At 61.9% G+C, this 20156-nt stretch carries 19 protein-coding genes; 11 read left to right on the top strand and 8 right to left on the bottom strand.

Going from position 1 to position 20156, the window contains the following annotated elements:
• The first annotated feature begins 1 nt into the window (after position 1).
• Positions 2-718, top strand: a complete 717-nt coding sequence (locus ACROHD_RS12480; protein ID WP_432678231.1) for an NAD(P)-binding domain-containing protein — start codon at positions 2-4, stop codon at positions 716-718.
• Here ACROHD_RS12480 and ACROHD_RS12475 read toward each other — a convergent pair.
• The 3 genes from ACROHD_RS12475 to ACROHD_RS12465 are packed head-to-tail and all read right to left on the bottom strand — an operon-like array spanning position 715 to position 5296.
• Positions 715-3753, bottom strand: coding sequence for an efflux RND transporter permease subunit (locus ACROHD_RS12475; protein ID WP_432678229.1), 3039 nt, complete (start codon positions 3751-3753; stop codon positions 715-717). The two genes, ACROHD_RS12480 and ACROHD_RS12475, sit on opposite strands and share 4 nt — an antisense overlap.
• A gap of 11 nt (positions 3754-3764) precedes the next feature.
• Entirely contained in the window at positions 3765-4814 is a 1050-nt protein-coding gene (locus ACROHD_RS12470; protein ID WP_432678228.1) for an efflux RND transporter periplasmic adaptor subunit, read from the bottom strand.
• Positions 4814-5296 carry a MarR family winged helix-turn-helix transcriptional regulator gene (locus ACROHD_RS12465; protein ID WP_432678226.1) on the bottom strand — a complete coding sequence of 161 codons (483 nt, stop codon included), beginning with the start codon at positions 5294-5296 and terminating at the stop codon, positions 4814-4816. The genes ACROHD_RS12470 and ACROHD_RS12465 overlap by 1 nt, the downstream gene beginning before the upstream one ends.
• Before the next feature lie 80 nt (positions 5297-5376).
• On the opposite strand from ACROHD_RS12465, the gene nhaA reads away from it, so the two are divergent.
• The gene (nhaA, locus tag ACROHD_RS12460) at positions 5377-7188 is read left to right on the top strand and encodes a Na+/H+ antiporter NhaA (protein WP_432678224.1); all 1812 of its coding nucleotides are present in this window, start codon (positions 5377-5379) and stop codon (positions 7186-7188) included.
• 143 nt (positions 7189-7331) lie between these two features.
• A complete protein-coding gene (betA, locus tag ACROHD_RS12455; protein ID WP_432678222.1) occupies positions 7332-9017 on the top strand; it encodes a choline dehydrogenase in 1686 nt (561 codons plus the stop codon).
• Positions 9018-9108: 91 nt separating this feature from the next.
• Here the strand turns inward: betA and msrA are convergent, their stop codons facing one another.
• Complete coding sequence (gene msrA, locus ACROHD_RS12450; protein ID WP_432678221.1) at positions 9109-9783, bottom strand: peptide-methionine (S)-S-oxide reductase MsrA; 675 nt, start codon at positions 9781-9783, stop codon at positions 9109-9111.
• Positions 9784-9965: 182 nt separating this feature from the next.
• On the opposite strand from msrA, the gene ACROHD_RS12445 reads away from it, so the two are divergent.
• Positions 9966-10682 carry a sulfotransferase-like domain-containing protein gene (locus ACROHD_RS12445; protein ID WP_432678220.1) on the top strand — a complete coding sequence of 239 codons (717 nt, stop codon included), beginning with the start codon at positions 9966-9968 and terminating at the stop codon, positions 10680-10682.
• Between the two features lie 72 nt (positions 10683-10754).
• Here the strand turns inward: ACROHD_RS12445 and ACROHD_RS12440 are convergent, their stop codons facing one another.
• Both ACROHD_RS12440 and ACROHD_RS12435 read right to left on the bottom strand, forming a co-directional pair.
• Entirely contained in the window at positions 10755-11042 is a 288-nt protein-coding gene (locus ACROHD_RS12440; RefSeq protein WP_432678219.1) for an SCP2 sterol-binding domain-containing protein, read from the bottom strand.
• 78 nt (positions 11043-11120) lie between these two features.
• Positions 11121-12347 carry an argininosuccinate synthase gene (locus ACROHD_RS12435; RefSeq protein WP_432678217.1) on the bottom strand — a complete coding sequence of 409 codons (1227 nt, stop codon included), beginning with the start codon at positions 12345-12347 and terminating at the stop codon, positions 11121-11123.
• 82 nt (positions 12348-12429) lie between these two features.
• Here ACROHD_RS12435 and ACROHD_RS12430 point away from each other — a divergent pair, with 82 nt between their 5' ends.
• Both ACROHD_RS12430 and ilvA read left to right on the top strand, forming a co-directional pair.
• Positions 12430-13209 (top strand): hypothetical protein, encoded by a 780-nt coding sequence (locus tag ACROHD_RS12430; RefSeq protein ID WP_432678215.1) that lies wholly within the window; start codon positions 12430-12432, stop codon positions 13207-13209.
• Between the two features lie 18 nt (positions 13210-13227).
• A complete protein-coding gene (ilvA, locus tag ACROHD_RS12425) occupies positions 13228-14475 on the top strand; it encodes a threonine ammonia-lyase IlvA (RefSeq protein WP_432678214.1) in 1248 nt (415 codons plus the stop codon).
• Here the strand turns inward: ilvA and ACROHD_RS12420 are convergent.
• The gene (locus ACROHD_RS12420; protein ID WP_432678212.1) at positions 14472-14774 is read right to left on the bottom strand and encodes an Hpt domain-containing protein; all 303 of its coding nucleotides are present in this window, start codon (positions 14772-14774) and stop codon (positions 14472-14474) included. The genes ilvA and ACROHD_RS12420 overlap by 4 nt on opposite strands.
• Before the next feature lie 172 nt (positions 14775-14946).
• Between ACROHD_RS12420 and ACROHD_RS12415 the strand changes: the two genes are divergently transcribed.
• Entirely contained in the window at positions 14947-16218 is a 1272-nt protein-coding gene (locus ACROHD_RS12415; RefSeq protein ID WP_432678211.1) for a PP2C family protein-serine/threonine phosphatase, read from the top strand.
• On the opposite strand, the gene ACROHD_RS12410 is transcribed toward ACROHD_RS12415, so the two are convergent.
• Complete coding sequence (locus tag ACROHD_RS12410; protein ID WP_432678210.1) at positions 16208-16657, bottom strand: NUDIX hydrolase; 450 nt, start codon at positions 16655-16657, stop codon at positions 16208-16210. The two genes, ACROHD_RS12415 and ACROHD_RS12410, sit on opposite strands and share 11 nt — an antisense overlap.
• A gap of 102 nt (positions 16658-16759) precedes the next feature.
• On the opposite strand from ACROHD_RS12410, the gene hslO reads away from it, so the two are divergent.
• From hslO to ACROHD_RS12390, 4 genes are read left to right on the top strand one after another with little or no spacing between them, the layout of a single operon-like run.
• A complete protein-coding gene (gene hslO / locus ACROHD_RS12405; RefSeq protein ID WP_432678209.1) occupies positions 16760-17764 on the top strand; it encodes an Hsp33 family molecular chaperone HslO in 1005 nt (334 codons plus the stop codon).
• Complete coding sequence (locus tag ACROHD_RS12400) at positions 17748-18350, top strand: CoA pyrophosphatase (protein ID WP_432678208.1); 603 nt, start codon at positions 17748-17750, stop codon at positions 18348-18350. Before hslO ends, ACROHD_RS12400 begins: the two co-directional genes overlap by 17 nt.
• Positions 18347-19501, top strand: a complete 1155-nt coding sequence (locus ACROHD_RS12395) for a CCA tRNA nucleotidyltransferase (RefSeq protein ID WP_432678207.1) — start codon at positions 18347-18349, stop codon at positions 19499-19501. The genes ACROHD_RS12400 and ACROHD_RS12395 overlap by 4 nt, the downstream gene beginning before the upstream one ends.
• A gap of 52 nt (positions 19502-19553) precedes the next feature.
• On the top strand, positions 19554-20132 hold the full coding sequence (locus ACROHD_RS12390) for a LysE family translocator (RefSeq protein WP_432678206.1): 579 nt from the start codon (positions 19554-19556) through the stop codon (positions 20130-20132).
• The last annotated feature ends 24 nt before the right edge of the window (positions 20133-20156 follow it).

The following is a 20156-nucleotide window of genomic DNA, read 5'->3' as shown; positions in this document are numbered from 1 at the left end:
CATGCGGCTTGGCTTCATAGGAACCGGCACTATCTCCAGCGCAGTGGTCGAGGGCATCGCGGGCGACGGCCACCAGATCACCGTGTCAGAACGCAGCCGCGCTCGGTCCGCCGATCTGACGGCACGGTTCGGGGTCATGGTGGCGGACAATCAGGGCGTGGTAGATGCCAGCGACGTTCTGTTCCTTGGGCTGCTGCCGGATCAGGCCGCCACCGTGCTGCCGACGCTGAACTTTCACGCCGGTCAAAGGGTGATTTCCTTCATCGCTGGCATTTCGCTGGAAACGCTCGCTCCAATGCTTGCCCCCGCAACGCCGGTTGCCCTGATGCTGCCCTTTCCTGGCATCGCCAAGGGGGGCTCTCCCATCATTGCCTTGGGACAGACCGATCTGATCGACACGCTCTTCACGCCCGAAAACAGTGTCTATTCCGTCGAAAACAACACGGAAATGATGGCCTATCTGGCGGCGCAGGCGGTGCTGTCGCCGGCCGTCAAACTGGTTGCCGATGCCGCACATTGGATCACGCCGAAGGTCAGCGACCCCGCACAGGCCGAGGATTTCCTGCGCGTGCTGGTCGGGTCCAACCTGATGTCAAACGACCTTGCGCCGCTGTTGCAGGCACTGAGCTCACCCGGCGGCTATAATGCCCGGCTGCGCGAACATATGGATGCCGCCGGAACGCCTGAGGTGCTGATCAAGGGCCTGAACAGTCTCTAAGCCGCCATTCTGCGCCTTTCTTCTCGCGAGAAGAACAGGTCATAGAAGACCGGGGCCGCGACCAGCGTCAGAACCGACGCAAAGGCCAGACCGCCCATGATCGTGATCGACATCGACACGAAGAACGCGTCCGACAACAGCGGCGCCATGCCCAGAATGGTCGTTGCAGCCGCCAGCACCACGGGCCTCAGGCGCGATGTGCTGGCGGTGACGATGGCCTCTCTCAGAGCCGCACCCTCGGCCCGGACAAGGTCGATCTCCTCGACCAGCACGATGCCGTTCTTGATCAGCATCCCCGACAGAGAGAGCAGCCCCAGAAGCGCGGTAAACGAAAATGGCAAACCGGTGCCAAGCAACCCAAGCGTCACCCCGTTCACCGCCATGGGAACCAGCAGCCAGATAATCAGCGGTTGCCGCAGCGCATTGAACAGCAGGACCGAGATCAGGATCATGATCAGGATCGTGACCGGCAATTGCGCACCCAGGCTCGCATTCGCTTCGTTCGAGCTTTCGAACTCGCCCCCCCACTCCATCGCATAGCCGAGCGGCAGCGGAATCGCTTCGACCGCCGCGCGGATCTCTGCATGAACCTCTGACGCTGTCCGGTCGGTGGGTATGGACGCGCCAACGGTGATGGTCGGCACCCGGTTGCGGCGATGGATCAAGGTGTTCTGCACTTCAAAGCCCATCCCGTCGACAACCTGTTCCATTGGGACCGGGCTGCCATCGACCGGCGAATAGACAACCTGATCCAACACCGTCAGGCCCTCATTGCGTGGTGCCCGCACGATGATCGGGATCAACCGCTCATTTTCCCGATAGGTGCCCGCCGAGATCCCATCCGTTGCCAGCCGCATGGCGGTCGAGATGTCGTCGCGGGTGATGCCTGCTGCTTGCGCACGTTCGGTAGCGTAAAGAGGGCGTAGCACGATTTCCTGTTCGCGCCAGTTGTTGCGCGGGGCCAGGATGTTGTCGGAATTGGCCAGCATCACCTGTTCCGCCTGATCGGCCAGATCGCGCAGCACCGCCGGGTCGCTGCCGGAAAAGCGCACTTCGATCGGGTTTCCGCCGCCGGGCCCAAAGACCAGCCGGGCGGTGCGGAACTCCGCCTCGGGGAAAGCCGCCGCGCCGAACGCATCCAGATCGGCCTGAAGGCCGGGGATCTGGTCAAGCGTTGCAGTGCGGATGATCAGGTGCCCATAGGCGGGGTTCGGGGATTCCGCCCCGTATGTCAGCATGAACCGCGTCGCGCCCTGCCCCACGAAAGTGGACACGGACACGACCTCCTCCCGCTCAGCCAGCCACTCCTCAAACACGCTCATGTTCTGTGCCGTTGTCTGAATCGGCGTGCCCTGCGGCAGCTGATAGTGGACAAAGAAAATCGGCGTGTTGCTGTCGGGGAAGAACTGTTGCCGCACCTGACCGAAGCCCCAGTAGCAGGCAACCGTCACCACCAGCAGCGTAACGACCACCAGCCAACGCAACCGCAGCGCCCCGCGCAGCACAGCACCATAGGCCCGGAAAAGCGCACCGGAATAAGCATCCGCCCCGCCCGACGTGCCGCGCTTGAAAAAATAGTGCCCAAGCAGCGGCGTCACGGTCAGCGCCAGCCCCCAGGACAGCAACAGTGAAATGCCGATGACGGCGAAAAGCGAGAACAGGAATTCACCCGTCGCATCAGGCGACAACCCGATCCCGGCAAACGCCATGATGCCGATCACCGTCGCGCCAAGCAGTGGGATCTGCGTCTTACCCGCCGCCTCATCCGATGCATCGCGGGAAGATTTGCCGCGCAGCATGGCGATCTGCATCCCCTCCGCCACCACGATGGCGTTGTCCACAAGCATCCCCATCGCGATGATCAGCGCGCCGAGCGAAATCCGCTCCATCTCGATGGCGAAGATCCCCATGAAGAAGAGCGTCCCCACAACGGTCAGCAGCAGGGTTGCCCCGACGACCACGGCGGCGCGCCAGCCCATGAAAATGGCCAAAACACCCACCACGATGGCCACTGACATGGCAAGGTTCACCAGAAACGCACCAGAGGCTTCGTCCACCACGACATGTTGCTGGTATATCGGCTGCAACTCGACCCCGTAGGGCAGCTCCGGCAACAGCTCCGCCAACCGCGCATCCACCCGGTTGCCCACATCGACGATGTTTTCGGTAGCCAGCCCCGCAACGCCAAGCGTGAAGGCCTCCTGTCCATTAAACCGGATGATCTGCGCCGGGTGGTCCTGCCGGCCCCGGCTGACAGTGGCAAAATCGACAAGGTTCAGCACCTCGCCCCCCACGCCCACGGACAAACCGGCGATTTCTGACACGCTGTCGGATCCTTCGGGTGACTGGATGATGGTGCGGGTGCGCGCATCGCTTAGCGACCCGGCGGGCGCGACCGAGTTAGAATTGGCCAACGCTTCAAGGATCAGCTGGGGCGAGATATTCTGATGCACCGTGAGCGCCAGGCTGGGCTCTACGAAGATCGCCTCATCGGGCAGGCCCTGTACATCCACATCGGCCACGCCATCCACGGCCAGCAATTCACGCCGCAGGAACCGGGCCAGTTCATGTTGCTCGGCGTCGGAAAAGCCATCTGCCGTCACCGCGAAGAAGATGCCGAACACATCGCCAAACCCGTCATTTACCATCGGTGGGCGCACCCCGTCGGGCAAGTTGCCGGCCGCGTCTGTTACCCGTTCGCGCAGGTCGGTCCAGATTCCGGGAAGTTCATCGCCGTCATAGGTCGAGACGATCTCGACCTCGATCCGCGACAGGCCGGGCCGATTGATCGAAGTGATCCGGTCGACCTCTCCCATCCGCTGAATGGCGGCCTCGAGGGGCTCGGTCACTTCGGTCATCACCTGCTCCGCCGAAGCGCCGGGATACTGGGTGACAACAACAGCGGTCTTGATGGTGAAGGCCGGGTCTTCCAGCCGCCCCAGCGTGGCGAAGCCCCAGATGCCGCCAAACAGGCTGATCAGGATCACGATCCATGTCAGGATCGGCTTGTCGATGGACGCGCGCGCGATGTTCATGGCCCGGACCCTCAGTTGCCGAAGCCGGTGAAACGGCGAACGGTCAGGCCGTCTTCCAAGGCATTCACCCCGGTTGTCACGATCTCGTCGCCATCCGTTATCCCCGACAGCACGACAAAGCCGCCATCGCGCGCCGGTTCGATCTCGATCGCGACCAGTTCAACGTTTCCAAGCCCGTCTTGCCCCTCCACGAACCGCAGCACACCGACCGAACCGTCATTGCCGGTGTGAATGGCAGATGCCGGGATGACCAGAGCCGGATGATCGGGCACCAACCGGGCAAAGACCGTGGCAGATGACCCCGGCAGGATCGACGTATTCTCGGGCCGGGGCATCGCCAGCGTCAGGCGAAAGGTCTGCCCCACGGCCGAAGCTTCGGCAACGAATTCGCGGATCGTCAAAGGGTGTGTTTCACCGCTGACCGGGAACTGCGCCCACAGCTCCACGTTCGGGTTCTGACCGGCCTGCTGGAACAGCACCTCCGGCACGTCGATTTCGATCCGAAGCTCTGACATGTCATGCAGGCGCACAACCGGGCTGCCGGCGCCGATGGTGGTGAAATTGGCGACATTGCGGGATGCCACCAATGCATCGAAGGGCGCGACCAGAGTCGCATGTTCCAGCGCGTATTCGGCGTTCTGAACCGCGATGCGCGCCAGTGCCACCTGCGTTTCGGCGTCATCGACGCTGACCTGAGACACCGAGCTGCCCTGCAACTGCGTCAGCCGCGTCAGTGTCCGTTCCGCCTGTTCCATCTGAACCCGCGCCTGATCGAGCTGCAGTTCGAACGTCTCCAGATCCAGCTGCGCGATCAACGATCCTTCCGTGATCTCCTGCCCGTCCAGAACCGGGAACTCCACGATGCGCCCACCGACCTGAAACGCCAGATCCACCGTCTGTGCTGCGACGACCTGCCCGAAAAACTGGCGCGTCACCCCGTCGGAGTTGCTGGTCACCGTCATCAGCCGAACGGGGCGAATAACCTCGGCGGCAGTATCCTGAGCCATGGCGGCGGGGCTGGCCATAACGGCCATCAGGGCGGCAAGAACTAGGGCTTTCATCAAATCTCTCCTGCGCAATCAATGCTGCGGTATGGGGCTTCGCTGACCTCGGCCAACAGGCGGGCCAGCGTGTCTATGTCATCGTCGGGAAGGCCCGTGGCCTCGGTGAAAATCGCGGCGGCACGGTCGGCCATCCAATGGCGCAGGCGCTGTCCGTCTTCGGTCAGAAACAACCGCCAAGCTCGCCGGTCGTCGGGGTCGCGCTGGCGCCCGATCAGCCCCTTCGCCTCCAGCGAATCTGCTATCGCGGTGATCGAGGACGGTACGGTCTGCAATTCCTGCGCCAGCGCCCCCATCCGCGTAGGCTGCGACAGAACCACCAGCAGATGCCGTTCCGGCTTGGTCAGGGCGGGCTCGGTGCTCAACGCTTCCAGCTGCTCTTCGATCTTTCGAAACAGCATGTGCACCCCCAGGATCGCGCGGGTGCGCGGACCAAGGTCCATCAGCGGGCCGGGGGTGGGAATGAAATCTTCAGAGGACATCGGGTGCCTTTCATGTTGCACGCCAATTTACTTCATATTATGAAACATTCAAGATTAGAAATTTCGAGCCGGGCCACCCGATGACCGAATCCCTGACACCCGACCTACACCCGTCCCGTGATATTCTTTTAACAGAGGGCGGCGGCAGGGCGCGGCTGGTCTGGTATCTGGATTTTTCCTGCAAGCACACACGCCGCATCCGCGATGTAATGCAACGCTCTGCCGGTCGCTTCGGCCCGCAGAACGTGTCGATGGCGGTGCGGTTCCTGCCCGGCGGGGCCGAGCATACCGGGTCCGAGATCGCCGCGCGCGGGGCCATCGCCGCCGCCCATCAGGGTGCGTATGAGGATATGCACCGCGCCCTCTTTTCTCGTCCGCCCCGCTATACCGAGGCGCTGATTCTCTCAATTGGCGAGGTGCTGGGCCTCGATCTGGACCGCCTGAAAGCCGACATGTGGTCCGAGGCGACCGATGCAAGATTGGCCGAAGATCGTATCGTCGCTCATCGCGCTGGTGTCCGCGACACGCCCGCTCTGTTCATCGACGGCAGGCTTTATGACGGGGCCTGGGACGAAACCTCTTTGACGGAAGAGGTGCAAAAGCCAATTGGCGTGCAGATCCGCATTGCCAGCCTGGAGTTCTTTCACTGGGCCGCCTCTGCCGGTTTGGTGCTGATCCTCGCCACGTTGTTGGCGCTGATCACCGTCAATCTGGGCCTGCACGACGCGTATGAACATCTGCGCGAATTGCCGATTGCCCTGTCCTTTGGTGAGACCATCTTTTCCCTTCCGTTGGAGATGTGGGTGAATGACGCGCTGATGGCGCTGTTTTTCCTGCTGGTGGGGATCGAGATCAAACGAGAGATCGTGAACGGCGAACTCTCCGATCCCGCCCGCGCCGCGTTGCCGATTATCGGGGCCATTGGCGGCATGGTCGCGCCCGCCATGATCTATGCGGCAATCAACTGGGGGCAGCCCACTGCCCATGGCTGGGGCGTGCCGATGGCGACCGATATTGCCTTCACCCTTGGCATCCTCGCCCTCTTGGGAGACCGCGTGCCCACCTCGCTCAAAGTCTTTGTATCGGCCCTTGCCATCGCAGATGACCTCGGCGCGATCCTTGTCATAGCGGTGTTCTACGGCAACGGCTTCCACATGCGGGAATTCGCCATCGCCGTGGTGATTTTCGCGGTAATGATAGGGCTCAATCGGGGCCGAATCTATTCCCGCACGCCGTACCTGATCCTCGGCGCGGCCCTGTGGTTCTACGTTCACGAAAGCGGCCTGCACGCGACCCTTGCGGGGGTGCTGACCGCCGCTGCCATCCCGTCGCGCCGGTCTGCCAATATCAGGGGCGTCGCCGCCCAAACCGCCGCGATTTTTGACGCGGAACTGCGCGACCCTGACACCCCCGTCGGCCATGGCACCCTATCCCGGCTTCAGCACGCCGTGGACCGGCTGCGCGAACCCGGCTTCCACCTGCAAAACGCGCTGGAGCATTGGTCGAACTTTCTGATCCTGCCGCTCTTTGCGTTCTTCAACACTGGCATCCTGATCGTCGGCGCGCAGTTTTCCCTGTGGGAGCCGGAGGCGTTGGGCGTTATGGCCGGGCTGGTTCTCGGCAAACCGCTGGGCATCTTTGTGCTGGTCTTCCTCGCCGTCCGTCTTGGCTTTGCGCAGATGTCATCCGAGATTAGCTGGATGCAGCTTCTGGGTGCGGGCAGCCTTGCGGGCGTCGGCTTCACCATGTCGATTTTCATTGGCAGCGCGGCTTTCACGGGCGAGCAGCTGGCATCGGTCAAGCTGGCCATCCTTCTGGCTTCGCTAACATCGGCCCTTGTCGGCTCGCTGATCCTGATCCTTGCGGCCCGGCACACCGACAATCCTGGCTAAGTCCAAGGGCCATCGTCGCGAAATAAGGAAAACCAGTCGCATTCTTTCCCGGAAAATTCCCGCTTTGGGGGCATTTTCATGCGCAAGGGGCGTCATTTCCCGTCTTCACTCAGTTCAGTGCCAAAAGCCAAGGGGGCCGCACCATGCCAACCGTCAGACAAGCCGATTTCGTCATTATCGGATCCGGGTCCGCCGGGTCGGCAATGGCCTATCGCTTGTCAGAGGATGGAAAGCACAGCGTCCTGGTGCTGGAATATGGCGGCTCCGACAAGGGCCCGTTCATCCAGATGCCCGCTGCCCTGTCCTACCCGATGAACATGGCGATGTATGACTGGGGCTTCAAAACGCAACCAGAACCACATCTGAACAACCGCAGCCTCGTCTGTCCGCGTGGCAAGGTCATCGGCGGCTCCTCATCGATCAACGGCATGGTCTATGTGCGCGGCCATGCGCGCGACTATGACCACTGGAACGACAGCGGCGCGGCAGGCTGGTCCTATGCCGACGTGCTGCCCTATTTCATGCGGATGGAGAACTGGCACGATGGCGGCCATGGTGGCGATCCAACCTGGCGTGGGAACAACGGCCCCCTTCACGTCACACGCGGCCCCCGCACCAACCCGCTGTTTCAGGCCTTTGTCGAGGCCGGGCGGCAGGCGGGTTTTGAACTGACCGACGACTATAACGGCGAGAAGCAGGAAGGCTTCGGCCCGATGGAACAGACCGTCTGGCAGGGCCAGCGCTGGTCGGCGGCCAATGCCTATCTGAAACCGGCGCTCAAACGGCCCAACTGCAACCTGATGCGTTGCTATGTGCGCCGGGTGATCATCGAAGAGGGCCGCGCCACCGGCGTCGAGATCGACCGGAACGGAAATATTGAGGTGGTAAAGGCCAACCGAGAGGTCATCGTCGCGGCCTCGGCCATCAACTCACCCAAAATCCTGATGCTGTCGGGCATCGGCCCCGCCGCGCATCTGGCAGACCACGGGATCGAGGTGATCGCCGATCGCCCCGGAGTGGGCCAAAACCTGCAAGATCACCTGGAGCTTTACATCCAGCAGGCCTGCACCCAGCCCATCACGCTCTACAAATACTGGAACCTGATCAGCAAGGGTATCATCGGCACCCAGTGGCTGGCCACACATACAGGTCTCGGGGCCTCCAACCAGTTCGAAAGCGCGGCCTTCCTACGCTCGCGCCCGGGCGTGGACTATCCCGATATCCAGTATCACTTCCTTCCCATGGCGGTGCGCTACGATGGGACAGCGCCGTCCGAGGGCCACGGCTTCCAGGCCCATGTCGGCCCGATGCGGTCAAAATCGCGCGGCGCGATCACGCTGGCATCGAACGACCCGAACGTCGCCCCGAATATCTTCTTCAACTACATGTCCGACCCTGAAGACTGGTCCGATTTCCGCCGTTGCATCCGCCTGACGCGAGAGATCTTTGCCCAGCCCGCCTTCGATGAGTATCGCGGTAAGGAGATTCAGCCGGGTAGCCACGTGCAAACCGATGAGGAGCTTGACGAGTTCATCCGCGACGAAGCTGAAAGCGCCTACCACCCCTGCGGCACCTGCAAGATGGGCGCAGCGGACGATCCTATGTCAGTCGTTGATCCAGAGTGCCGTGTCATCGGCGTCGAGGGCCTGCGCGTCGCCGACAGCTCGATCTTTCCTCGCATCACCAATGGCAACCTCAATGGTCCATCGATCATGACGGGTGAAAAGGCGTCGGATCATATCCTCGGCAAAGGCATGTTGCCCCGCTCTAACCTGGAACCGTGGATGCACCCCGACTGGCAGAACAGCGTCAAGGCCGTGGCGCGCTAACGTCTTTGCGCCACACGGCCGTGAATGCATCTGGGCAGCCACCGCCGCCCAGCGGGTCAAATTGCGAACCGTCTCTGGTCTTGGCTCAGGCTTAGTGATCGCCCGCAAAAGGCGCGTCATCTCCCCATAGCGCCGAGACGCGTGCATCGCGCCCGCAGGCTTCGCGATACAGCCCATAGGCCACCGATTTCCGGCGCGGACCAAAGCGGGTCAGGATCAGATCTTCGCTTCGGTAGTAATTCTGGTGATAGTCTTCGGCCGGCCAGAACGGCGCGGCGTCCAGAACCGGGGTAACGACCGCCTGTCCAAGCTGCGCCTCGGCCCCTGCAATCTCGGCCTCGGCAATCGCACGTTCCTCATCGCTGCCCGCGAAGATCGCGGTGCGATAGCTATGTCCCCGGTCGCAGAACTGCCCGCCATCATCGGTCACGTCGATAGATCGCAGAAACAGGTGGATAAGCTCCTGATAAGGCAACCGCTCGGCATCATAAGTGATTTCCACCACCTCGTAATGCCCGGTGTCGCCACGCGTCACCTCTCGATAGCTGGGGTTGTCCAACGTGCCGCCGGCAAAGCCAGACACCGCCTCAATCACGCCATCGACGCTTTCCAGATCAGCCTCAACGCACCAGAAACAGCCACCCGCGAGGACGGCAGTACGTATCTCTTCCGCATGTGCACGGCTGTGGCTTGCCAAAAGGCCAAGGCCAATAAAAAGGGCAAGGGCGGGGATCTTCAGGTGTTCTGCAATGCGGATGCGGGGCATGGCGTGGGTCTCCTATCTGATCCATGCATCCCGTCAGAGCCGATGAAATACAACGCAAGAGCGCGTGAGCTCACGCTGGCTTGAGCCTCTGTTACACCGCCGCCGGCCCGCTTGCGAAATCGCTCTTCCGTCTGTACGGGGGGAGCACGGGGGGTGTACGCCCGGTGTACGAGGGGTGATCCATGAAAATCGCGATGTGGTCCGGGCCGCGCAACCTGTCGACGGCGATGATGTATGCCTTTGGAAACCGCGCCGATTGCGCCGTGGTGGATGAACCGTTCTATGCCTCTTACCTGGCGAAAACGGGGCTGGATCATCCTATGAAGCCGCAGATCCTCGCCGCCCAGCCGCATGACCCCCAGATCGTTGCCGATGCCCTGTCTGGTCCCAACCCGGATGGGAAAACCCATTGGTATCAGAAGCATATGACCCAACACATGATCTCTGGCGTCCCGCGTCTGTGGATGCGAGGGGTGGTCAATGTCTTCTTGATCCGCCACCCGGCGCGGGTGATCGCCAGCTACGCCGCCAAGCGAGAAAACCCAAGTCTGGACGATATCGGATTCCGCCAGCAGGCTGAACTGTATCGAGAGGTGCTGGCATTCGACGGAAACCCGATTGTGATCGACAGCCACGATATCCGCGACAACCCCCGCGCGATGCTGGAAAAGCTCTGTGATGCCATAGGGTTAGACTTTGACCCCGAAATGCTGAGCTGGCCCGAGGGCGGCCACAAGGATGACGGTGCCTGGGCCCAGCATTGGTATGGCGCAGTGTGGAACAGCACCGGTTTTGCAGGCGCAGAAGGTCCGTTGCCAAAGCTGGACGGCGACGCCGCCGCCCTGATGGACGAAGCGATGCCGTTTTACGAGGAGCTTTCCGCGGTCAGGATCGGGTAGGAAGACGGCCCTTGGAAGGGCCGTAAAAAGCGGTTTCGAAACCACTTCCCCGCGCCCGGTCAAAGCCGTAGTTCACCCCTTCAACAACTGGCTCAGCTTCATCGCCACCGCAGGGTTGCCACTGACCTTGAGCTTGCCCATCATCAGTCCCGTCATCGGGTTGAGCTTACCCGACAGCAGTTTCACCAGATTTTCCTGGCTGAGCGACAGGGTGCAGTTCGCGTCCCGATCCTCGGTCGTGGCCCCGCCATCGGCCAGCACGATCACGCCATCATCGCCGCAATCGAACTTGAGCGATCCCTCGAAAGGCTTGTCCGCCAAACCTGCGTTGATGCGGTCCGCGATCTCTTCCAGTGCCATGTCAGTCCCCAATTGAAAAACCCGCCCAAAGGGATGGGCGGGTCTTCACAATCTGGCAATGCTGACGTGGCTGGAGGTTCAGCCGTTCAGCCGCCGGTTCCGCATCGCGATCAGGCGCAGGCGAAGGGCATTGAGCTTGATGAAGCCCTGCGCGTCCTTCTGATCGTAGGCACCAGCATCGTCCTCGAAGGTCACATGCTCTTCGGAATAGAGCGAATGATCCGACCAGCGGCCCACGCAACGCGCGAGGCCCTTGTAGAGCTTCAACCGCACGGTGCCGGTCACGTGCTCCTGCGATTTGTCGATAGCCGCCTGCAACATCTCGCGCTCGGGGCTATACCAGAAGCCGTTATAGATCAGCTCTGCATATTGCGGCATCAGCTGGTCCTTCAGGTGCATCGTGCCGCGATCCATGGTGATGGACTCGATTGCGCGGTGTGCTTCCAGCAGCAGGGTGCCGCCAGGGGTTTCGTAGATGCCGCGCGACTTCATGCCGACGAAGCGGCCTTCGACCAGATCGAGACGGCCACAGCCATGTTTGCCACCCAGCTCGTTCAGCTTGGTCAGCATCTCGGCGGGGCTGACCGCCTGGCCATTGATCGAGACGGCATCGCCGTTCTCGAACCCGATCTCCACATATTCGGGCTCGTTCGGGGCATCTTCGGGATGCACGGTGCGCTGGTAGACATAGTCAGGCGCGTCAACGGCCGGGTCTTCCAGAACCTTGCCCTCAGACGAGGTGTGCAGAAGGTTCGCATCGACGCTGAAGGGCGCTTCGCCGCGCTTGTCCCTGGCAATCGGGATCTGGTTCTTCTCGGCGAAATCCAGAAGCTTCGTGCGGCTGGTCAGGTCCCATTCCCGCCACGGCGCGATCACCTTGATATCGGGGTTCAGCGCATAGGCCGACAGCTCGAACCGCACCTGGTCATTGCCCTTGCCGGTCGCGCCATGGGCGACGGCATCGGCACCGGTTTCCTCGGCGATCTCGATCAGGCGCTTGGAGATCAGCGGCCGCGCGATGGAGGTGCCGAGCAGATACAGCCCCTCGTACTGCGCATTGGCGCGGAACATCGGGTTCACGAAGTCACGCACAAACTCCTCGCGCACATCCTCGATATAAATGTTCTCCGGCTTGATCCCCAGCATGATCGCCTTTTCGCGCGCCGGTTCCAGTTCTTCGCCCTGGCCCAGATCGGCGGTGAAAGTCACCACTTCGCAGCCATACTCCGTCTGCAACCACTTGAGGATGATCGAGGTATCGAGACCGCCGGAATAGGCGAGAACGACTTTCTTTGGCGCAGACATGGGGTATCTCCGGGAATTCGATTGACCGGGGCGGCGATACCGGGTTTTCAAGGGGGAAGCAAGACAAGCGGAGTGTGAGCGTATGGACTATGGGTATCGGATGCTGCGGCATGTTGTGGCGCAGGTTTTTGGAAATCTCGGGCAAGCGGCGCGTCTGACGCTGGTGCCGACCTTCCTGCCAGCGGCCATCTTGCTGGCGCTGTTCATGAGCTGGGGCTTTTCCTACACAGCTTTCACTGATCCCACGGTTGACCCGTCGCAACTGCCCGATGTGAACCCCGGCGTGATCTTCCTGACCGTTCTGGCTGGCGTTGTTGTCAGCGTCATCACCTATTGCTGGGCCGCCGTCGGCTGGCACCGCTTCGTGCTGCTGGAAGAATACGGGCGCGGCGTGGTGCCGAACTGGCACGGACCCTACATCTTGTCCTATCTGGGACGCGCCTTCCTGATCGGGCTTTTCGCTGTCGCGGTCAGCATCGCAGCCATGATCGTGATCGGTATTTTGTTAAGCATCTTCCAGTCCACAGCCATCGCATTCGTTTTGCTGACAGGCTTCACCCTTGGTCTGACCTGGCTGATCACCCGCGTCGGCCTGATCCTGCCTGCCGCCGCACTTGGTGAGAAGATGACGTTCGGCGAAAGCTGGGAGGCCAGCAAACCCGTCGCCAGTCATCTTCTGGTGCCGCTGTTCTTCATTGCGCTGGCCATGACACTTGCGAACCAGCTGGTCGCGGTGATCTTCGGTCAAAGCGCCCTTGGGATCATTCCGATGGCGTTCCTTTACTGGATCCAGGTGCTGCTGAACCTGTCCTTGCTAACCACGCTCTACGGGACGCAGGTTGAACGCCGCACTTTGAACTGACCTGAAAAGGCCCAAGCCATGAGTGATTTTGCCGACAGGGCCCGCGCGGCCACCGCCGCGATGCGGGACCTGTTCCCGGCCACCCCCTTGCTGCGCAATGCCTTTCTGTCGGACCGCTACGGCGCCGATATCTGGCTGAAGCGCGAGGATCTGTCACCGGTGCGCAGCTACAAGATCCGGGGTGCCTTCAACGCCATGACAAAGCGGCTGGCAGAAGATCCGGACCGCACGCTGTTTGTCTGTGCCAGCGCCGGCAACCACGCGCAGGGGGTGGCCTTCGTCTGCCGTCATTTCGGGGTGCGGGGCGAAATCTTCATGCCCGTCACCACGCCCCGCCAAAAGATCGACAAGACCCGCGCCTTTGGCGGGGACTCGGTCGAGATCAAGCTGGTCGGCGACTATTTCGATGAAACGCTGGCCGCTGCGCAGGACTTCTGCGCTGAAACCGGTGGTGTGTTCCTGTCGCCCTTCGACGATCCCGATGTGATGGAAGGGCAAGCCTCGGTCGCGGTGGAATTGCTGGAACAATTGGGTGGCACGCCCGATCGGTTGATTCTGCCCGTGGGCGGCGGCGGTCTGTCGTCTGGTGTTTTGTCTTATCTTCAAGCGGTGCGGGCGGGAACGCGGGTCAAGCTGGTGGAACCGCTTGGCGGCGCCAGCCTTGCGGCGGCGTTGAAGGCAGGCGAGCCGGTGACGCTGCCCTCGGTCAACAATTTCGTCGACGGGGCCGCCGTGGCGCGGATCGGGGAAGCGCCTTTTGCGGTTCTGTCCACGACCGATCCGGGCGATGTGCTGGCAGCGCCCGAAAACCGCATCTGCGTGACGATTTCCGAGATGCTGAACGTCGAAGGGATCGTGCTGGAACCGGCGGGCGCGCTGGCCATCGACGCATTGAAAGACCTGGGCGCAGCTTTGCGCGGGCAGACGGTTGTTTGCGTCACCTCTGGCGGCAATTTCGATTTCGAGCGCCTTCCAGAAGTCAAGGAACGCGCGATGCGGTTCCGGGGCATAAAGAAATACTTCATCCTGCGAATGCCGCAGCGACCCGGCGCGCTTAAGGATTTCCTCGGGCTGCTTGGCCCGGGCGACGACATTGCGCGGTTCGAATATCTCAAGAAATCCGCCCGGAATTTCGGCTCTGTGCTTATCGGAATCGAAACCCGTGATGCCACGGATTTCGACGGGCTTTTCGCGCGGATGGAGGATCGGGGTTTTGCCTATCGCGACATCACCGATGACGAGGTTCTGTCAGAATTCCTGATCTAGGCTGCTGCTGCTGGAAGGTCCGTGCCAAACGCCTTGACCGACTCTCTGTACAGCCAGTTCAGGTGATCCGTATCCACAGCCTGCCCTTCCGAGGCCAGTTTCTCAGCCTCTGCGCAGGCGGCGGCGAAATCGGCGAATCCGAGGTTCAGCGCGCTGCCCCGCAGCCCGTGAAACGCATCGGAACCGGCATGGCCGGTCGCGTTGCACAACCCGGCCAGGGCTTCGGCCATTTCATCCAGAAACATCGCCGCAACCTCGGCAAAGTCTTCTTCTCCGATTTCTCTTTGGAGTTCTTTCACTCTCTCTCGGTCAATCACCTCTGCCTCCGGTTCATAGCGCCCCGAGGGGAAGGTAGCGCCAGGTCGTTAACGAGAGATTAGGAAACCGGCCTGGATAGAAAGCATTTTAGGCTTCACTTCGCCTTAACTCGTTGCTGCCACGAAGGGACGGTTTCACGAAGAGGGATGGCAGGTGCCCGATGATGCAACAGTAATGGCTGGCCAAAACGGGCAGGTGTCGGGGATGGTGGGGCTGTCCCATGTTCTGGTGCTGGAAAACAGCCCGGCACAGCGCCGATTGCTGGCGACTTTGCTGCGCAAATGGGGGCATGAGGTGACGGTGTGCGAAACGCCGGAACACGCGCTCGACATCCTTTCGCAACAGGACATCCCCATCATCCTTACTGACTGGATGATGCCCGGCATGTCCGGGCCGGATTTCTGCCGCGCCTTTCGACAGCTCGACCGCGAAAGTTATGGCTATGTCATTTTGCTGACATCGAAATCCGAAAAGTCCGAAATCGTACTCGGGCTGGAGGCGGGGGCCGATGATTTCGTGACAAAACCGGTCAATCCGAATGAACTGCGCGCCCGAATCAGGGCCGGCGAACGGATCGTTTCGATGCAGGCGGAACTGGTCAGCCAGAACCGCAAGATTCGCACAACGCTTGCTGAACTTCGCACACTCTACGACGCCCTCGACCGCGATTTGCTGGAGGCCAAGAGGCTACAGGAATCGCTGGTGCGGGAAACTTTTCGACCCGTTCAGAACGGATCTGTCGCGCTGTTGCTGAAATCCAGTGGTCATGTGGGCGGCGATCTGGTCGGGTTCTTTCCCATACCCGGCAATCGCCTGGGGCTGTTTTCGCTCGATGTGTCGGGCCATGGCGTCACGTCGGCGCTGCTGGCCGCGCGCATGGCGGGACTGCTTGGCACCGCCGCGCCGGAACAAAACGTGGCGCTGGTGCAGGCAAAGGGCGGCAATTGGATCGCCCTGCCGCCTGATGAGGTTGCCCACAAACTGAACCAAATGATGTTCGAAGAGGTGGAAACGGACCTCTATTTCACGATCTGCCTTGCTGATGTGGACCTTGAGACCGGCAAAACGCGCATGGTGCAGGCAGGCCATCCGCACCCCGCGATTCTGGGATCGGATGGAACGGTCGAATGGGTTGGCGAAGGCGGAATGCCAATTGGCCTGCTGCCCGGCGCGCGGTTCGAAACGGTGGAGTTTCAGCTGGCCCCCGGTGACAGGCTGCTGCTGCATTCCGACGGGTTTACCGAGTGTTCCAGCCCCTGTGGCGGCTATTTGGGGGAAGATGGGCTCGCAGAACTTCTGATCCGCAACGGCTCGACCACGCCCCAGGAAATGCTGCCCAAACTGGCCGAAGACCTACACGCCTATTCGAATCGCGATGATTTTGACGATGACGTGTCCGCGATTTGCCTGACATTCACGCCCTAAGCACAGCACGCAATTGCGATACGAAATACCGGTCGCCATCGACGCCCAACATCGTTTCCGCTTCATCCCAGGGAAGGAACACCGCGGTGTGATGGGGCTCGGTCGGTTCTGCCAGGCGCGGGCCCAGATGCGCCACGTAGATCGTGCACAGCTTTTGCGCCCAGATGTCATAGTCGGGCATGTAGGTATAGCGGTGGAACATCCCCAACCTTCGGGGGGAATGAATGCGATAGCCGGTTTCCTCGAACACCTCTCGATGCAGCGCCGCTAGGGGCGATTCGCCGGGGTCGATGCCGCCGCCGGGCAGTTGCAATTCCGCCAGTGGTTTTTCCTGAAATGTCGCCAGAATTCCGTCACCCGACAGGATCACTGCATAGACCCCACGCCGGGGAATATAGCGGCGGGCGGGGTCCGGTAGCTGGCCAAAACGTCGGTTCATGAAGGCTCTCCGGGCAAGCCAATGGCGGCTTATGGGTTGGCAAGGCGGTTGTTCCACATATATGGGCGCGGTATGCCAGCCCACGTGGCGGAAGGAAAGACAATGACCCTCAGCACCAAAATCGCATGGGACGACACCGTCCTGCCGTTTCAGCTCGACCGTTGCGACATCCGCGGCCGTGTCGCAAGACTTGACGGCACGATGGACCAAATCCTGTCCCAACATAACTACCCGCGCGGGATCGAAGCGATGCTGGCCGAGATGGCGTTGCTGACGGCGCTGATCGGCCAAACCATCAAACTGCGCTGGAAACTGTCCCTGCAGGTGCGCGGCGACGGCCCGTTGCGGATTTTGGCGACCGACATCTATGCCCCCGCAAAGGAAGGCGACAAGGCGCAGATCCGTGCCTATGCCAGCTATGATCAGGAACGATATGTCGAAGGCGCCGACCCGTTTGCGCAGATCGGTAAAGGCTATTTTGCGATCCTTATCGACCAAGGCGAGGGCAACACTCCCTATCAGGGCATCACGCCGATTGCGGGCGGCTCCTTGGCTGCCTGCGCCGAGGCCTATTTCGCCCAGTCCGAACAGCTGCCGACGCGCTTTTCGCTGTCCTATGGCCACAGCACGGAACCCGGCGGCCAAAGCGGCTGGCGTGCTGGTGGCGTGATGCTTCAACACATGCCCAAGGCCAGCCCCCATGCAACCGGCGAAGGCGGCTCTGGCGAGGGAGGGCTGTTGGCCGCCACCGATTTGCTGGACGATGACGACAGCGAAAACTGGAACCGGGCGAACATTTTGCTCGATACCGTCGAAGAGCTGGAGCTTGTGGGCCCATCGGTGTCCCCCACCGATCTGCTATTGCGCCTGTTCCACGAAGAAGCACCACGGGTGTTCGACGCCACCCCGGTCTCATTCGGCTGCACCTGTTCGGAAACCCGCGTGCGCGAAAGCCTGTCGATCTACTCGGCCAAGGACATCGCCCATATGACCAAGGACGATGGCCGCGTGACCGCCGATTGCCAGTTCTGCGGCGCGCATTACGATCTGGACCCGCTGACGCTGGGATTTCAGGCTGTGAAGAACCCGGATGGCTCCGATATCTGACCTGGGCCGCATAAGCCGCGCGTTGGCCGGGGCTGCCCCGGCCTCGTCGGACTATGACCTGAACCCGGGCATTGTGCTGCCGGAGGGGCGCAAGCTGAAACCCGCCGCTGTGCTTATGCCGATCATCGAGGCAGAGGACGGCGCGCGGGTGATCCTGACCAAGCGCTCCGCGCGGCTCAAGCACCATCCGGGGCAGGTTGCTTTCCCAGGCGGGCGCATTGACGACACCGACGCCGATGCCGCCGCCGCGGCTCTGCGCGAAAGCCACGAAGAAATCGGCTTGCTGCCAGAGAATGTCGAGATCCTCGGTCAACTGCCCCCGCATGAAACCGTGACAAGCTACAGCGTCACCCCCTTCGTGGGCCGCATTCGCGCCCCGTTTACCCCGGTGCCAGAGGCGGGCGAGGTGGCGGAGGTCTTTTCTGTGCCCCTGACGTTCCTGGTGAACCCCGCCAGCTACCGCATCGAACGCCGCCGCTGGCGCGGGGTCTGGCGATCTTACTACGTGGCCCCCTATGGCCCTTACTACATCTGGGGCGCAACCGCGCGGATGCTAAAGGGATTGGCGGATCGGGTGGCGTCATGATCCTCGACACCGACTGGCTGCATCACCAAGGCACGCAGGTGCTGTGCAAAGCGCTGGAGGCCGAGGGGTTTCATGCGCTCTTCGTCGGTGGTTGCGTCAGGAACGGTCTGCTTGGCCTGCCAACGGATGATATCGACATCTCCACCGATGCGCGCCCCGAACGGGTGATGCAGATTGCGGAGGCGGCCGGGTTAAAAGCGGTTCCGACCGGAATAGACCACGGCACCGTGACCGTGATCGCCGATGGCCTGCCGCATGAGGTCACGACCTTTCGCCGTGATGTGGAAACCGATGGCCGTCGCGCAGTAATCGCTTTTGCCGATCGTGTGGAAGAAGACGCCATGCGGCGCGACTTCACCATGAACGCGCTTTATGCCGATGCGGGCGGGAGGGTGATAGACCCGCTTGGCACGGGGGTGGCGGACTTGCGGGCGCGGCGGTTGCGATTCATCGGCGACCCGCATGACCGTATTCGGGAAGACTACCTGCGCATCCTTCGCTTCTTTCGTTTTCACGCCCACTACGGTGATCAGGCTGGGGGACTCGATGCCGATGGTCTTGCCGCTTGTGCAGAGATGGCGGACGGCATCGACCATCTGTCACGCGAAAGGATCGGGCATGAGATGCGCAAACTGTTGCGCGCCGCCGATCCCGCGCCTTCTGTCGCTGCCATGGCGCTGGCGGGCATCCTGCGTCACGCGCTGCCCGGGGCCGATGCCAGGGCGCTGCCGGTCCTTGTTCATGCCGAGACTGATCTGGGCATTGCGCCCGATCATTGCCGCCGTCTGGCCGCACTAGGTGGGGACAACCCCGGCGACGCTCTGCGCCTGTCCAAATCCGACGCCCGCCGAGTGCAGCTGCTGCGCGACGCGGTCGGGTCGATGATGGGCGCGGGCGAGTTGGGCTACCGTGAAGGGTTCGACACCGCCCGCGATGTCCTGTTGTTGCGCGTGGCGCTGCTGGAAATCCCGCTGGCGCAATCGGAACTGGGGGCCGCGCAGGCCGCCGACGGGTTGCAACTGCCTGTGACTGCCGCCGACCTGATGGCCATCGGGCTGCAAGGCCCGGCTTTGGGCGATCGGCTAAGGGAAATAGAAGCGCGCTGGATCGCCTCGGGTTTCACCCTTACCCGCGCAGATCTACTGCCTTGACAGCACCGTCGCGCTGCCGTCCTGTCTGCCGACCGCAATCAGGACCAAGCCCTTGGACCCGCTCTACGCCTTCGTTTTCGCCGGGCTGTTCTCGCCCGGACCGAACGTTATCCTGCTGACCGCCTCCGGCGCGCGTTTCGGCTTTCGCGCGACCCTGCCGCATGTGTTTGGCGTGGCCGTGGGCGTGGGTGTCATCGCGGCGTTGATGGGGCTTGGCATCGGCGCGCTTTTGCTGGCGCAACCGGCGCTGACGCTGGTGCTAAAGATCATCGCGGCGGGCTGGATTCTGTGGATGGCCTATGCCCTGATCCGCGCGGGCGATCTGTCTGGCGGCAAGGCGGGGGAACGTCCTTTCACCTTCTGGCAAGCCGTACTGTTTCAATGGGTGAACCCCAAGATCTGGGCCGTGGCCCTGGCAGCCGCCGCAGGCTATGGCATCGGGCTCAGCCCCTTGGGCGAAGCGCAACGCCTGGCGATGGCATTCTCCGGCATCAACCTCTTTGTCTGCCTGTTCTGGAGCTTCGCAGGCTCACTGCTTGCGTTGTTGCTGACCACCCCCCGTGCGTGGACGGTGTTCAGACTGTGCATGGGCGCAGCCCTTGCCGCCTCTGCTGTCATGGTCTTCCTGTAACGGTCGGGCTATATCTGCCCGCAA

Source organism: Nioella aestuarii (genome assembly GCF_050896395.1).
Lineage (GTDB): Bacteria > Pseudomonadota > Alphaproteobacteria > Rhodobacterales > Rhodobacteraceae > Nioella > Nioella aestuarii.
The sequence above is the reverse complement of the archived record's forward strand: the minus strand, read 5'-3'. Positions and strand labels throughout refer to the sequence as shown.